Source organism: Streptomyces sp. NPDC002403, from assembly GCF_053593015.1.
In genome coordinates this window covers 24,479-37,515 of sequence record NZ_JBSFBQ010000033.1, presented here as the reverse complement: position 1 = coordinate 37,515, position 13,037 = coordinate 24,479, and the positions used below count along the sequence as shown (strand labels likewise).

Sequence of the window (13,037 nt, the reverse complement as noted above, 5' to 3'; positions counted from 1 at the left end):
GAAGGTGATCACGACGATCGCCGGTCCGGCCGCGGAGCGGGCCCCGGATCTCCTCGACCGTGACTTCGTCGCCAGTGCCCCAACCGCTGCTGGGCCGCCGACTTCACGCACGTCTCCACCTGGAACGGGGCTGTCTACGTCGCCTTCGTCGTGGACACCTTCTCCCGTCGCATCGTCGGCTGGTCCGCTGCTGCCACCGAGGAGACCAGGCTCGTCCTGGACGCTCCGGAGAGGGCGCTGTGGCAGCGCGACCGGGACGGATTCCTGTACGAACAGGGCGAGTTGATACATCACTGGGATGCGGGGTTGCAGTACACACCGTTCGCACTGGGCGGGCATCTGGACCGAGCAGGGATTCGCGGCATCGATCGGCTCGGTCGGCGACGCCTACGACAACGTCCTGATGGAATCGACGATCGGCCTGTTCAAGAGACCGAGCTGATCAAACCCGGCCGGCCCTGGAAGACGCTCTCCCAGGTCGAGCTCGCCACCGCCGAGTGGATCGACTGGTACTGCCACCGCCGACTCCACGGTGAGATCGGCCACGTCCCACCCGTCGAGTACGAAGCCAACCACTGCATGAAATACACGAAATCCCAGGTCGCAACCATAATCTGAGACCTCTGCCGAACCCGGGGCGGTTCAGTTGCGTTTCTTGTGGCGCTGCTTGTCGAAGCCGGGTGGCCGTCCGCCGCGTGAGCCTTTGCGCTGGCGGGCGGCCTGGCTGTCGGTTTTCTCCGGGATGGTGTGCCGGATGTCCCGGCACGGCCCGTTGCTGTACGCCTTGTCCGCGGCGAGGCTGCCGGGCTTCTTGCGCGGTCTGCCCGGTCCGGTGCGCGGAACGCGGATCTTGTCGAGTACGGGGTCCAGTTGGGTGCGGCCGGCCCGTTGGCCGGGTGTGACGACCAGGGACAGCGGCCGGCACCGGCCTTGGGCGCTCAGGTGGAGCTTGGTCGTGAAGCCGCCCCTTGAGCAGCCCGGTCCCTCACCTGCTTCACCACCTCCACCAGGCGGGCGTGAAGGCTCTGCCACGGCGGTTCGTCCTGATGTTCCCCGCCCGCGTCCCCTTTTGACGTGCGGGGCGCGGGCGGCGGGCTGGTACGGGCGCCCGCCGCGTGCTGATGAGCGCGCACCACCGTGGAATCCACCCCGATGTCCCAGTCGCTCCTACCGGCGGCAGCCGCTTCGGCTTGGACCTGCTGGAGCAGCCGCTCCCAGGTTCCGTCGGCCGACCACAGCCGGTGCCGCTCGTAGACCGTCTTCCACGGCCCGAACCGCTCCGGTAGATCACGCCAGTGAATGCCGGTCCGCACCCGGAGCAAGATCCCGTCGGTCACCTGCCGATGATCCCGCCACCTACCGCATCGGCCATTGCCCACCAACAGGCACGGCCGCAGCCGCTCCCACTCCGCATCTGTCAGATCACCCCGCCCCATGGCCGAGACAACGATCCGCCGACGTGACAGTCACATGAGCGGACAAATCCCAGGGCTTACGCTCCCGGGCACGACCAAGTTCTTCACCACTGTGTGCCTGCCGCCGACCTCGCCTCGGAAGGTTCCCCAAGCCATAGCTGCCATCATGGCGCCCTGCAACGCCAACCTCACCGAGGAATGGAATCCGGTCGGCCACTGGGACCGGTGGGCCATCCACTCCAGCGCGGGCAACGCCTACCTCGTGTTGCCGCCGCACGACGGCGACCGCAGGCTCGTCACGGCCTCAACCGTGCCGCGCAGGAAGGCCAAGCTCGATGCCCTCGGGCCGCTGGAATGCTACGGCGGGCCTCGGGGTCTGCTCGACTTCGACGGTATGCGGAAACGAGCGGCGCGCACGCATGACGCCCTGCTCGCCGCTTGGACCGAGCTGACCGCGATGCACCCGCCGGCCCGCCCGCTCGCCGACTTCCTCGCTCGCCACGAGGCCGACCCTGAAAGGTACTCCCTGGCAGACGCCAGGAAGGAGCATCTGGCCCAGCCGCTGGTGCAGGACGTGGCCCAGCGGGCCGTCGCAGGAGACCCGCACTTTGACACGTCGTTCCTGCTCAGCGACCCGGTCGCGTACTTCGCGCAGGAACACGAGGAAGCACGGCTGTGGTCGGTCCGGTGCGCCGTGCCCGGCTTCGCCCTGGTCACCCTCGATGGCGCGTGGATGGACGCGGACACAGACGGCCACTGGGAACAAGCCAACCGCTATCTCGACGACCTCGACGCCGAGGCCGTCGTCCTCGACCTACTCTGTCACTGATTCTCCACCAACCTGAAGAAGCAGGTCAAAGGGATGGTGTGACGGCCTTCCGGGGCGCTCGTGCTGGTTGTGGGTGGCAGTCCGCGGAAGGGATCATCTGTCAGTGGATCAAATGGCAGACCGAGTTTGTTTTTGAACCGAGTATGATTATTGTGCCTGTGTGGCAGGTCTTCGCGAGCGCAAGAAGGAACAGACCAGGCAGCGGATCTCTGCGGTGGCGTTGCGGCTGTTCGCCGAGCGCGGTTTCGACGCGGTGACGGTCAACGAGATCGCCGAGGCCGCCGAGGTGGCCAAGGCAACGCTCTTCGCGTACTTCCCGACCAAGGAATCACTCGCCCTGGACAGTGTGGGCGGCGACGACCTGACCGGGATCGTCGCCCGGCGCCCGGCCGACCAGACCTTCCTGGAAGCGCTACGAGCGCACTATCGTGCGTTCGCCGCCGGACAGATACCGGATGCGGACCTTGACGCGCTGCTCGCTCGCGTGCGTGTGGTCCAGGACAGCCCGGCACTGCTGAACGCGGCGAACGGCTTGCTCTACCAGCAGCGCCAGGCATTGGCGCAGATCTTGGCCGACGAGTACGGCCCCACGGCAGCCGCGCTCATGGCCGCCCAGATCGCAGCGTCTCTGCTCACTCTCCAGGAGACGTACTTTCAGCGTCTCCTCGGTGGCGCCTCCGTCCAGGACGCCGGCCGCGCTCTGGCCCGGGACGTCGAGTTGGCCTTCGACCTGCTGGAACACGGACTTACCCACGCGGAAGGGCACTGACGTTGCGCGCACGAGGCATCAACTACGACACCGGAACCTTCTCTGGCCACCTGCTCACCCGAAAGACCTTCGATCCCGAGCAAGTCCGACACGGGATGACCGCGATCGCCGACAACCTGTACTGCGACGCCGTGCGCATCTCCGGCGGCGACGCCGAGCGGCTGAGCATCGCAGCCCGGCACGCAGCCGATGCCGGCCTCGAAGTGTGGTTCTCCCCGTTCCCGGCCGACCTTGCCCCGGGGCAGATCCTGCCGTTCCTCGCCGACTGCGCGCAGCGCGCCGAGGTCCTGCGACAGGACGGCGCCCAGGTGGTGTTCGTTGCCGGCTGCGAGCTCAGCGCCTTCGCCCACGGCTTCCTTCCCGGCAACACCTACCTCGACCGCCTCCACGCCATGGCCACCGCCGACATCCAATGGTGGACCTCCCTCGGGCCGGTCCCCGAACGCCTCAACACCTTCCTTGCCCAAGCCGCGACGACGGTCCGCGCCCACTTCGGCGGAAGGATCACCTACGCCTCCGGCCCCTGGGAGCCCATCGATTGGGGCCCGTTCGACCTGGTGGGCATCGACGCCTACCGAACCGCGCAGAACGCCGACACCTTCCGCATCGCCGGCCCGGTCATGGCCCGCGAGGTCGGCGAGGTAGTGGGGGTGGACGTCAGCGTGAAGGCCAAGCTGGAACCGCTACGCAGCAAGCTGGTCGGACTCGTCGATCGCGGCTGGCTCCGCAAACTGCCCGACGGCCGGTTCACCACCCGCCCATGACCAGCAACACCGCAACTCAGAGCGGCTCGGCACGGGCGTAACCAGGGTGCCCCCGGCAGCCGTTGGAATTGTGTGACGAATACCAAGGAGCACGCCGAAGACACCTGCCCGCTCGTCTACCAGTGCCGTCTGCCGCTGTCCACGCGCACCGTCAACCACCTCGCCGATCTACTGCGACGCCATCTGAAGGCGATTCGGTCCAGGTGGCGGATCCTGCCGCCGGGGAAGATCGCGATCATCGTCCTGAGCGTACTGCGCCACGACCAGCGCCTGGTCGACATGGCCGGAGGCAACGACGTGTCCGAGTCCACCGTCCGCCGCTGGCACGACGAGCTGATCGGGCTGCTCGCCGCCCAGGCACCGCGCCTGGACCGCTCCCTGAAGAAGATCGCCAAGCAGGGCGGGGAGCTGGTCCTGATCGGCGGCACCCTCATCCGCACCCAGCGCCGCACCGGCGAGGCCGACCGACGGAACTACTCCGGCAAGCACCGCCGCCACGGCCTGCACTTCCTCGCCCTGACCGACGAGAACGGGCGGCTGATCTGGATATCCGCCGCCCGGACCGGCCGCACCCACGACAACACAGCCGCCCGCCACGACCACATCCTGGCCCACCTGCGCGCCGCCGGCCTCGGAGCGTTGGCCGACCTCGGCTTCCGCGGCCTGGACAACGACATCCTCGCCCCCGTGATCGTCACCGGGTACACCGCCCGCCGAACCCGCCCGTCCCGGCCCCGGCTGCGCCTCCCGCGCCCGCCCCGGCCGCGCCCCTGGCGACGCAGCAGTCCGTACGTGCCCTGTGGGCGGTGGTGGTCCTGCTCGGTGTGTGCTGCGCCCTGTACGTGACGCGCGAACACCCGACGCTTGAAGGCCCGGTGGGCTCGGTCGGAGGACTCCTCGGCGCAGCGGCCGGTGTCGCCGCGTGGCTGCGCCGATGACCCCGTCCCGGCCCCGCCCCGGCCCGACCGGGGCCGGGGCCGGGGCCGGGGCGGGGCCGGGCTGAACTCCACCGTGGCGCGGCTAAATCGGTGCGCGTACGTGCATCAGCAGGCCGGGAGAGGTACATGGGCGCCGACGCGCACGCAGACGGATCCGAGTGCGTGCCGGGGCCCGTGCCCCCACTCCCGGGCATGCCCCGGCCCCGCCCCGCCCACAGGCAAGCCACTTGCAAGGCCGGCAAGCCCGGCTCGCACGGTCAGAGGTGCGAGCCGGTGACCCGGAGCGTCGCGCAGGCGCCGGGACCGTCATCAGGGCGAACGGCTGTGCGGTGACAGTTTCGGCTGCGAGGTGACATCTATCGCTGCGAGGCACAGTTGCCCAACAGGTTGCTCTACCAGTTGCTCAACAGGTTGCCTCACAGGTTGCCTCACAGGTTGCGCAACAGGTTGCGAATGCTCCTGCCCCAGACGCCGCTGCGCCGCAGGTCACCGCCCATGGGTCAGCACCGCCCCAGGGCCGACACCTCTCTCTGCAGGAGAGAGGTCCCCCTCATCCACCCCGCCGGGGGCAAAGGGCCGTGAGCGTGCAGCTGCGCCGCGTTACGGTGGGCGCCGACTGATCAACACGCTGGGGTGGCCTGGATGATGACGGCTCGAACGAGGCGCACGGCGGCGCTGTACCGCTCGCCGGCTGCGGTGGCGGCGACGACGGGGCGAAGCCGTCTGGAGCCCTTCCAGCCGCCTCGGCGACGGCTGCGCCCGCGACGTCGTCGGCCGACACGGACGCGGCGGAGAAAGCCGCGGTGCTCGCCGCGTACAGCTCGATGTCGGCGGAACAGGCGAAGGCGTACGGCAAGGCCGACGCCAAGGGCACCCAGTTGGAGAAGTACGCCACCCTCGACGCGCTGGGGCAGATCCGCAACGACCTGGCCCGGATGAAGGCGGCCGGGACGGTCGTGCGCGGCGGGATCGGACACGACCCGAAGGTGACCGCACTCGACACTGCTGCCAAGACGCCGAAGGCGACGCTCACGGACTGCGTGGACCTGTCGTCGTACGAGACGTACGACACCAAGGCCAAGAAGGTGATCCCGCTGCCGACGGACCAGCCGCTGCGGTACGTCATGACGGTCTCGGCCGAGAAGAGGCCGGACGGCTGGATGGTGACAGCCATCAACCCGCAGGGCGGCCCGACATGCTGAAGCGGGCCGCGGCGACCACGGCGGCCCTGGCCGGTGCTCTCGCGCTCGCGCCTGCCGCACACGCGGATGACGGCGGTTCGGGAGTCGGTACCTCCGGCTGCAAAGGGGCGACGATGTTCGTCAAGGTGTGCGCCGAGGAAACCGTCAGCACACCCCCGGGAGACGGCTCGGGCAAGACCAGGCCCGCCAGCTCCACGGGCGGGAAGAAGCCGACGCCTCCCCCCTGCACCTACACCAAACTGAACCCGCAGCCGCCGAAGAACAACTTGGGCTGGGAAGACCACACCGCCAAGGACGGCGCGGTCTATCAGGTGAACTGCCCCGACTCCGGACGCGTCGGCGTCACGTTCGTCCCGACGGGCGCCGGCCCGGCCGCGCCCACGATCGGCCCCGAGCTGGTGGCGTGCCGAGCGGTCGACTCCATGAAGCTGGTGGGTCCGGCGGTGGCGAGCCCGCGCGCGGCCGGGCGGTACGTGGTCGGGATGCCGATGTGGATGTGGGTGACCCGTTCGTCGTCGTACGGCCCGGCGACCGCGAAGGCGACGGCGGGCGGCGTCACGGTCATCGCCACCGCGAAGGTGGCCGCGATCCGGTGGGACATGGGCGACGGCACCACCGTCACCTGCCACGGCCCAGGCACCCCATACACAGCCGACCGCGGCAAGCCCCCGTCCCCGGACTGCGGTCACCGCTACGAGCGCACTCGGCCGGCCGCCCGGACGGCCGCTACAAGGGCACCGCCACCGCGACCTGGACCGTCACGTGGACCGCCCCCGCCTTCGGCGACGGCGGCGAGTTCACCGAGACCCGACAGACCGCGTTCACCGCCGCAGCGGGCGAGGTCCAGGTCCTCAACTAGGGGCTTGTCCGGCCGATCATGTAAATGTCTCGTGCCCGGTTCGTTGTCCTGGGCTCAGGAGGCAGCTTGTGCCGGAACCGCGCCAGATGTCCGGTCAGTCTCACATCGCCATGTGATCACACGCTTGACCTCAATCGTGCTTGAGGTATGACGATGATCCACATGACCACGGAATCCACATCCCACGCGGCAGACATCGAAGCAATCAACCAACTCGTCGCGACCGTCGAGCACTCTCAGCAGAACAAGGAACCCGAAGAGTTCCTCGGCCTCTTCCACCCGGACGCGATCTGGACGACGGCCCACGGCAAGGTCCTCATCGGCCTCGACGCGATCTCGGAGTTCACCCGCAAGGTCCTCCCTGCGGCAAGCTGGGACGGCAAGGTCACCTATGAGGTGGTCCACGTGCTCTTCATCCGTCCCGACGTCGCGGCAGTCAAGGTCCGTCAGCGTTACCTGGCCCCGGGCGAGGAGAGCGAGGGTGCCCCGCTGTACGTGATCTCGAAGCAAGCCGACGGCCGCTGGCTGCTGACCGCCTGCCAGAACACGGAGGTCGTCACCGACTAGCTAGGCGGACCGTGGTCGGGTCTGTGGTCGGGCCCGACCACGGGCCGACGTAGGCCGAACCACAGACCCGCACTGCAGGCCAGGGCCAGCACACTGCTCCTGGAGCACGATCCCGGCGGCTGGGGTGGTCGGTGATGTGCTGCCCGTACGATGTCCGGCGTGACTGCCCGCCGCGCTCTTGGCGCAGGCCCCCAGGCTCCCGCGCCCAGCATCCGCGCCGCCCAGGCCGACCTGCTCGACGCTCTTCCCGGAGAGCGTCTGTCCGACCTCGACGAACTGCGAGCCCGAGGCGTAGTCGGCACGCGCCCGGCGGCGCCGCCGTCTCCGCGGCGGACCCTCGGGACCGGTGGCCGTGCCGACGAGGAACTGCCCCACCAGCCCGCCTGATCCCCTCGGTGCTGCCTCCGTGGTGCCGCACCCGCGAAGCGCCTGGTGGGCGGTACTGCATGGGGTGCCGCGCACCGACGGACTCTCCCTCCCTCCTGGCCCTCCGCTCCGCCACCCTGGCGCACGGCGTACACCGTTCGGGCGGGTGCCACCGTCGTCGGCGCGTTGCCGTGGGGCTCGTGAAATGCGCATGCCTACGCTCCGGCTGACAGGCCGCCGGCCTTCCTCGTGACTTCAGCCGGGCATCACCCCGCCCGGCTGTACGACTTCTTTGGGGAGAGATGTGACCCGGTCCAGTACCCGTTCTGCGCCGGCCCGGATGGTTATCGGTCTGGTCCTTGCCTCGGCCTGGCTGGTCGGCTGCGCGAGCCAGACACCGATGGGGAGCCAGCTCGCGGCGGAGGGCCGCGCCGCATCTGCGCTCCTGGGCCCGCGACTGCAGGACCCGCCGGAGCTGGTCAGCCGGGGCGGTCTCCTCAAGGCGACCATCGTGGTGGAACGGCACAAGGTCCGGGTCGGCGACCGTCAGTTGTACGCGACGACCTACAACGGGGCGTACATGCCTCCCACCTTGCGCGTACGGCCCGGTGACCGCATCGACCTCACCATGACCAACCGCATCGACGAGGACACCAATGTGCACACGCACGGGCTCCATGTCTCGCCGCGCGCTCCTGCCGACGACATCTTCATCGCCATCAAGTACAACCAGTCGTACCACTACGCGTACCAGCTGCAGCACAACCAGCCCACCGGCACCTACTGGTACCACTCACACGCCGACATGAAGTCCGCCGCCCAGGTCGCAGGCGGCGAGTCCGGCGTCCTCATCGTCGACGGTCTGCGGCACTACCTGCCCCCGTCGTTGCGCGGCATCACCGAACACACGATCGCGCTCAAGGATTTCCAGGTCCAGGGCGATTCGATCAAGACCCATCCCCTGAGCATCGGCGCAGCCACCAACCGCACCGTCAACGGCCAGACGAACCCCGTCATCAACATCCGGCCGGGCGAGACACAGCTGTGGCGGCTGGCCAACATCGGCGCCAACATCTACTACAAGCTCCACCTGCCGGGCACCCTCTTCCACGTGATCGCCCAGGACGGCATTCCCGTCCGGAAGGTCTACGCCCAGGACACGCTGATCATCTCCGCCGGCGCCCGCTTCGACGTCCTCGTCCAGGGCGGCAGTCCCGGCACCACCCCGCTGGAAACCCTCCAGTACAACACCGGCTCGGCCGGAAACCAGTTTCCCCAAGCGACCCTCGCGACCGTCGTCACCGGCGGCACACACGCGAAGCAGGCCGCTGTCCCGACCGCCTTCGCCCCGCACGAGGACCTGAGCAGCGCAACGATCGCGGCCCGCAAGACCGTGGTCTACACGGAGAACGCGGCGGGCACGAAGTTCTTCATCAACGGCCGGATGTACGACCATCAGCGGATCGACTTCACCTCGGTCCTCGGCACGGTTGAGGAATGGACCATCCGCAACGACACGGACGAGGACCACAGTTTCCACATCCACACCAACGACTTCCAGCTGATGAGCACGAACGGGAAGGCCCACGAACCCTCCCGCGGCTGGTACGACACGGTGAACGTGCCCGCGCGCAGCGAAATCGTCATCCGCATCCACTTCACCAACTTCACAGGCAAGACCGTCCTGCACTGCCACATCCTCAACCACGAGGACATGGGCATGATGACGGTCCTCGACATCGTCCCGCCCCGCAGCCGGGGCCAGGAGTCACACAGCAAGTGACCACCGGGCGACCCGTAGAGCGCGGTCAGCGGCGCGGTGGTTCCATTCACGGATCCCGGTTCCGGCTCAACTTCTGTGACTATGGCCTGCGCTACGTCGGCTCGGGAGAAGCGCGGAAACAGCAGGTCAGCGGGCTGAACCGGTGCGAGCACGAGTAGAAGCAGAGTGGCATCACAGAAGTTGTGCCAGAACCCGTTCTCGTGGAAGAAGCCAACGGTGTGCTGCCCCCGTGGTGCCGTACCCGTGAAACGCCTGGTGGGCGGCACCCGCATGGGGTGCCGCCCACCGGGCGTCGGTGGCGCAGGTGTCAGTTGGCTTGGTGGGGGATCAGGTGAAGGTGATGTCCCAGTGGACGCCGCCGCTGCGGCGGATTTCGTAGACGTACTCGGCGGTGATGCCGGCCAGGGTGCCGTGCCAGCGGGCGTCGGTGCCCCGGGGAGCTCCCTTGCGCTGGGTGGTCTTGATCCAGTTGGTCACGCAACGGCCCTCGTCACGGGTACGCAGGTCGAGCTTGTAACCGCCTGCGTGGGAGTGGTTGCCCCTGGTGCTGTGGCCGGACTCGGTGCCGCCGGTGATGACGATGGTGCAACCGCTGGCCTTCTTCAGAGCGATGACGCCCTGGATCGTGCGGGCACGTACACCCGCCAGGGAGGTCCGCCCGACCGGGGCCTTGATCCCGGCCGCGGCGAGCTGCGTCAGGGCCTGGCGCTGGGTCAGCCTGCCGTTCGCCGGAGCGGGCGTGGTCGGGGCAGGCGTGGTCTGAGCGGGCTGGGTCGTCTTGGTTCCGTTGACCAGCTTGTTCCACGTCTTCGGACCGATGACCCCGTCCGCGGTCAGCCCGTGGGACCGCTGGAACGCGACAGCCGCGTTCCGGGTGGCCGGCCCGAACGCGCCGTCGACCGCCATGCGGTTGCCATACCCGGCGAGCTGCGCTTGGGCGGCCTTGACCGCGGCTCCGTTCGCGCCCTGGCCAACGGTGCGGACCAGCTTGTTCCAGGTGTTCGGGCCGATGATGCCGTCGGCGGTCAGGCCGTGGGACCGCTGGAACGCGGCGGTGACGTTCTGGGCGTTCGGGCCGTAGATCCCGTCGGCGGTGACGGACTGGCCGGCCGCGGCCAGCAGGTGCTGGGCGGTGGTGACGTTCACGCCGCGCGCCCCGTTCTTCAGCAGCGGCCAGACCGCCGTGGACGGAGCCGACGCACCCCCACGAGTCCCAGCCCCAGCCCCAGCCCCCGCACCAGCCACGGAACCAGTCCCGGAACCGGCCCCGGTGCTGTTGCCCGTGGCGGGCGTTGACGTGCCCGCGCCGGGGCCGGTGGGGGTCTGGCCAGGAGCCAGGTGGGCGAGCGCGCGGAGCTGGGTCAGCGTGCCCTTGTAGACGTTGACGTCGGCCTTGCCCCGCAGACCGGGCATCGACCCGTTCTCGGTGTACTGCCAGATCGACCAGTACCTGCCGCCGACCGGAGCGGGCTCACGCGTCCCGCTCCCGTAGCGGGGCTGCCACAGAGGGCTGTTGGCCAAAGCACCGGTGCTGCCACGCAGACAGGTGTCGGCGAAGTCCCTCGAGGTGTAGACGATGGGGTTCACCCCGAACGTCTGACGGGCCCTGGCGAGGAACGCGGCGACCTGGGTGTTGCTCACCCCCACCGGGCACCGGCCGCGGATCTTCTCCAGATCGACCACCGGCGGCAACTGCCCCGCACGCTTCCCGTCGTAGCCGGCGGCGCGGGCCGTGCGGATGAAGTGGTCGGCCTGAGCCACGCCGGAACCGGAGTCGTAGAAGTGGTACGGCGCGACCATCAGCCCGGCCCGCGACGCCCCCGCGAAGTCACCGACGAACCGCGGGTCGCGGTAACCGGTGCCCTGCGTTGCCTTCTGGAACACGAACGAGTACCCCGCCCCGACGGACGCCGACCACTGGATCGGGTGGGAGTTGTGATGGCTCGTGTCGAACCCCTTCACCCCGTACGCGGCCGGACTGTTCGCCTGCGCCTGCTCCTGCCCGGAGAAGCTGATCCGGCCAAATCCAGCGGCCGCGACCGCCACCATGGCACCCGCCACCATGGCACCCGCCACCATGGCACCCGCCTGAAGACCCGTCTTCTTGCTGATGATCCGCACGACTTCACCTCTCTTCAGACCCACCGGCACACACCCGGAAGGCGATTCACACGGCGCCTTTGCGGCGTCGACGAGATGAAGATTCGGGGTACCGCCGTCCCACCGGTAGCCTGATCGCCATTCCAGCCGTACCGCGCCGTCCCGGCCGTTCCACAAGGCCCCTGACCTGCGAAAAGAAACGGCTCTGGAACACGACGATCACATCGGAACCAGGGGGAGGACCCATGCGGCCTGACCAAGGCGACAACCCACCCGCACAGCCACTGCCACAAGTCACCGCACTGCTCCAGGCACTACGGCAGGTCAAGGCATCCAATAACCTCTCCCTGGACGCCTTCACCCACGACACCGGCTACTCCCGCTCCTCCTGGAACCGCGTCCTCAAAGGCACCGCGTTCCCACCCCGAACAGCCGTGGAACGCCTCTGCACCCGCCGCGGCCTCGACAAGAACACCCTCCTCGGCCTCTGGGACACCGCCGACCAAGCCCGCCGCGCCCAAGACGCCCAGCAAGAAGCACCGCCCGAAGCGGCGCCCGTTCCCGCGCCGGCAGGGCCCGCACAAGGCGTACCGGACCCCCCACCACCGACAGCAGCCCCAGGCCCCGTACCGTCGGCAGCAGCCCCGGACCCCGTGCCGCCGTCGGCAGCCCCGGACCCCGCTCCCAGCACCGCAGCTCCGAAACCCGCAGCGGCCAGCCCGGCTCCCGCACCGTCCATGCCCGGCCCGGCCGAACCGGCAAGGCCGGCCGCTGCTCCCCGGAGCCGGATCAAAATCCTCGCGCTGATCGCCGCCGCCCTCGCCGCGCTGCTGTTGGTCGGACGCTGGTATTCGGTCCACGAGACGAAGACCCCCGCCGTCTCCCCGCCCGAGACCGGCGGCGACAACCGCCCCGGCGACGACCAACCAGTGGTCGACGAAACCCCCCTGCCCCCGAAGAGCAGCACCGCCCCGACCAAGACCCCGACAGGCGACGAGAAGAAGGACAAGGACCAGGACTCCACGGGCGAGGAGGACACGAACACGAAGACGTCGCACCCCAGCAGTCCAGCCAAGGACGAGACCTCTTCCTCACCCTCTGCTCCTGTCCCGCCCAGTACGGCCGCCTCGCCCGGCGCCGCCGGCCGCGCCAGCTGCCGCTACAACTGGGACCGCACCCAGGTCATGGCCAAGGGCATGGTCGGCTCGAAGGTGAAGCAGATCCAGTGCCTGCTGAACTCCAACTACGACTACACGCTTACCGTCGACGGCAAGTTCGGAGAAGGCACCGACGTCGCCGTACGCGCCGTCCAGAGCTGCAGTGGCCTCAAGCCCGACGGCCAGGTCGGATCCCAGACCTGGAAGTACCTCGACACCCCCATGTCCGGCTGCGGACACTGAAACGAGCGATCCAGTACCGGCCGTGCCGCCCAGCCTCCGGGCGGC

14 protein-coding genes and 1 pseudogene are annotated in these 13,037 nt (G+C 69.0%); 12 read left to right on the top strand and 3 right to left on the bottom strand.

The window, feature by feature from the left end; translation table 11 throughout:
• Window positions 1–84: 84 nt before the first annotated feature.
• Both ACWCPY_RS29135 and ACWCPY_RS29130 read left to right on the top strand, forming a co-directional pair.
• Window positions 85–306, top strand: a pseudogene (locus tag ACWCPY_RS29135) (DDE-type integrase/transposase/recombinase); the annotation flags it as partial.
• Window positions 283–618, top strand: coding sequence for an IS3 family transposase (locus ACWCPY_RS29130; RefSeq protein ID WP_451269974.1), 336 nt, complete (start codon window positions 283–285; stop codon window positions 616–618). The pseudogene ACWCPY_RS29135 and the gene ACWCPY_RS29130, both read left to right, overlap by 24 nt.
• Before the next feature lie 320 nt (window positions 619–938).
• On the opposite strand, the gene ACWCPY_RS29125 is transcribed toward ACWCPY_RS29130, so the two are convergent.
• Window positions 939–1,436, bottom strand: a complete 498-nt coding sequence (locus ACWCPY_RS29125) for an IS5 family transposase (protein WP_451269893.1) — start codon at window positions 1,434–1,436, stop codon at window positions 939–941.
• 145 nt (window positions 1,437–1,581) lie between these two features.
• Between ACWCPY_RS29125 and ACWCPY_RS29120 the strand changes: the two genes are divergently transcribed.
• The 5 genes from ACWCPY_RS29120 to ACWCPY_RS29100 all read left to right on the top strand — a co-directional run bounded on the left by ACWCPY_RS29120 (window position 1,582) and on the right by ACWCPY_RS29100 (window position 5,917).
• A complete protein-coding gene (locus ACWCPY_RS29120) occupies window positions 1,582–2,244 on the top strand; it encodes a hypothetical protein (RefSeq protein ID WP_451269891.1) in 663 nt (220 codons plus the stop codon).
• Between the two features lie 160 nt (window positions 2,245–2,404).
• The gene (locus ACWCPY_RS29115) at window positions 2,405–3,013 is read left to right on the top strand and encodes a TetR family transcriptional regulator (RefSeq protein WP_451269889.1); all 609 of its coding nucleotides are present in this window, start codon (window positions 2,405–2,407) and stop codon (window positions 3,011–3,013) included.
• A gap of 2 nt (window positions 3,014–3,015) precedes the next feature.
• Window positions 3,016–3,777 carry a hypothetical protein gene (locus ACWCPY_RS29110; RefSeq protein WP_451269887.1) on the top strand — a complete coding sequence of 254 codons (762 nt, stop codon included), beginning with the start codon at window positions 3,016–3,018 and terminating at the stop codon, window positions 3,775–3,777.
• A 72-nt stretch (window positions 3,778–3,849) separates the two neighbouring features.
• Window positions 3,850–4,623: a transposase family protein gene (locus ACWCPY_RS29105; protein WP_451269885.1), complete on the top strand. Its 774-nt coding sequence runs from the start codon at window positions 3,850–3,852 to the stop codon at window positions 4,621–4,623.
• A gap of 895 nt (window positions 4,624–5,518) precedes the next feature.
• The gene (locus ACWCPY_RS29100; protein ID WP_451269883.1) at window positions 5,519–5,917 is read left to right on the top strand and encodes a hypothetical protein; all 399 of its coding nucleotides are present in this window, start codon (window positions 5,519–5,521) and stop codon (window positions 5,915–5,917) included.
• A 307-nt stretch (window positions 5,918–6,224) separates the two neighbouring features.
• On the opposite strand, the gene ACWCPY_RS29095 is transcribed toward ACWCPY_RS29100, so the two are convergent.
• Window positions 6,225–6,518 (bottom strand): hypothetical protein, encoded by a 294-nt coding sequence (locus ACWCPY_RS29095; RefSeq protein ID WP_451269881.1) that lies wholly within the window; start codon window positions 6,516–6,518, stop codon window positions 6,225–6,227.
• On the opposite strand from ACWCPY_RS29095, the gene ACWCPY_RS29090 reads away from it, so the two are divergent.
• The 4 genes from ACWCPY_RS29090 to ACWCPY_RS29075 all read left to right on the top strand — a co-directional run bounded on the left by ACWCPY_RS29090 (window position 6,510) and on the right by ACWCPY_RS29075 (window position 9,492).
• Entirely contained in the window at window positions 6,510–6,776 is a 267-nt protein-coding gene (locus ACWCPY_RS29090) for a hypothetical protein (RefSeq protein ID WP_451269879.1), read from the top strand. The genes ACWCPY_RS29095 and ACWCPY_RS29090 overlap by 9 nt on opposite strands.
• Before the next feature lie 153 nt (window positions 6,777–6,929).
• On the top strand, window positions 6,930–7,343 hold the full coding sequence (locus ACWCPY_RS29085) for an SgcJ/EcaC family oxidoreductase (RefSeq protein WP_451269877.1): 414 nt from the start codon (window positions 6,930–6,932) through the stop codon (window positions 7,341–7,343).
• A 159-nt stretch (window positions 7,344–7,502) separates the two neighbouring features.
• On the top strand, window positions 7,503–7,730 hold the full coding sequence (locus tag ACWCPY_RS29080; protein ID WP_451269875.1) for a hypothetical protein: 228 nt from the start codon (window positions 7,503–7,505) through the stop codon (window positions 7,728–7,730).
• Between the two features lie 319 nt (window positions 7,731–8,049).
• Window positions 8,050–9,492 carry a multicopper oxidase family protein gene (locus ACWCPY_RS29075; RefSeq protein ID WP_451269873.1) on the top strand — a complete coding sequence of 481 codons (1,443 nt, stop codon included), beginning with the start codon at window positions 8,050–8,052 and terminating at the stop codon, window positions 9,490–9,492.
• A 327-nt stretch (window positions 9,493–9,819) separates the two neighbouring features.
• On the opposite strand, the gene ACWCPY_RS29070 is transcribed toward ACWCPY_RS29075, so the two are convergent.
• Window positions 9,820–11,613: a GH25 family lysozyme gene (locus ACWCPY_RS29070; RefSeq protein ID WP_451269871.1), complete on the bottom strand. Its 1,794-nt coding sequence runs from the start codon at window positions 11,611–11,613 to the stop codon at window positions 9,820–9,822.
• 224 nt (window positions 11,614–11,837) lie between these two features.
• Between ACWCPY_RS29070 and ACWCPY_RS29065 the strand changes: the two genes are divergently transcribed.
• The gene (locus tag ACWCPY_RS29065) at window positions 11,838–12,992 is read left to right on the top strand and encodes a peptidoglycan-binding protein (protein ID WP_451269869.1); all 1,155 of its coding nucleotides are present in this window, start codon (window positions 11,838–11,840) and stop codon (window positions 12,990–12,992) included.
• The last annotated feature ends 45 nt before the right edge of the window (window positions 12,993–13,037 follow it).

Coding starts and splice junctions, on each gene's coding strand:
- ACWCPY_RS29125 (WP_451269893.1), bottom strand. CDS start 1,436: ATGGGGCGGGGTGATCTGACAGATGCGGAGTGGGAGCGGCTGCGGCCG.
- ACWCPY_RS29120 (WP_451269891.1), top strand. CDS start 1,582: ATGGCGCCCTGCAACGCCAACCTCACCGAGGAATGGAATCCGGTCGGC.
- ACWCPY_RS29095 (WP_451269881.1), bottom strand. CDS start 6,518: ATGTCCCACCGGATCGCGGCCACCTTCGCGGTGGCGATGACCGTGACG.
- ACWCPY_RS29085 (WP_451269877.1), top strand. CDS start 6,930: ATGATCCACATGACCACGGAATCCACATCCCACGCGGCAGACATCGAA.
- ACWCPY_RS29075 (WP_451269873.1), top strand. CDS start 8,050: ATGGTTATCGGTCTGGTCCTTGCCTCGGCCTGGCTGGTCGGCTGCGCG.
- ACWCPY_RS29065 (WP_451269869.1), top strand. CDS start 11,838: ATGCGGCCTGACCAAGGCGACAACCCACCCGCACAGCCACTGCCACAA.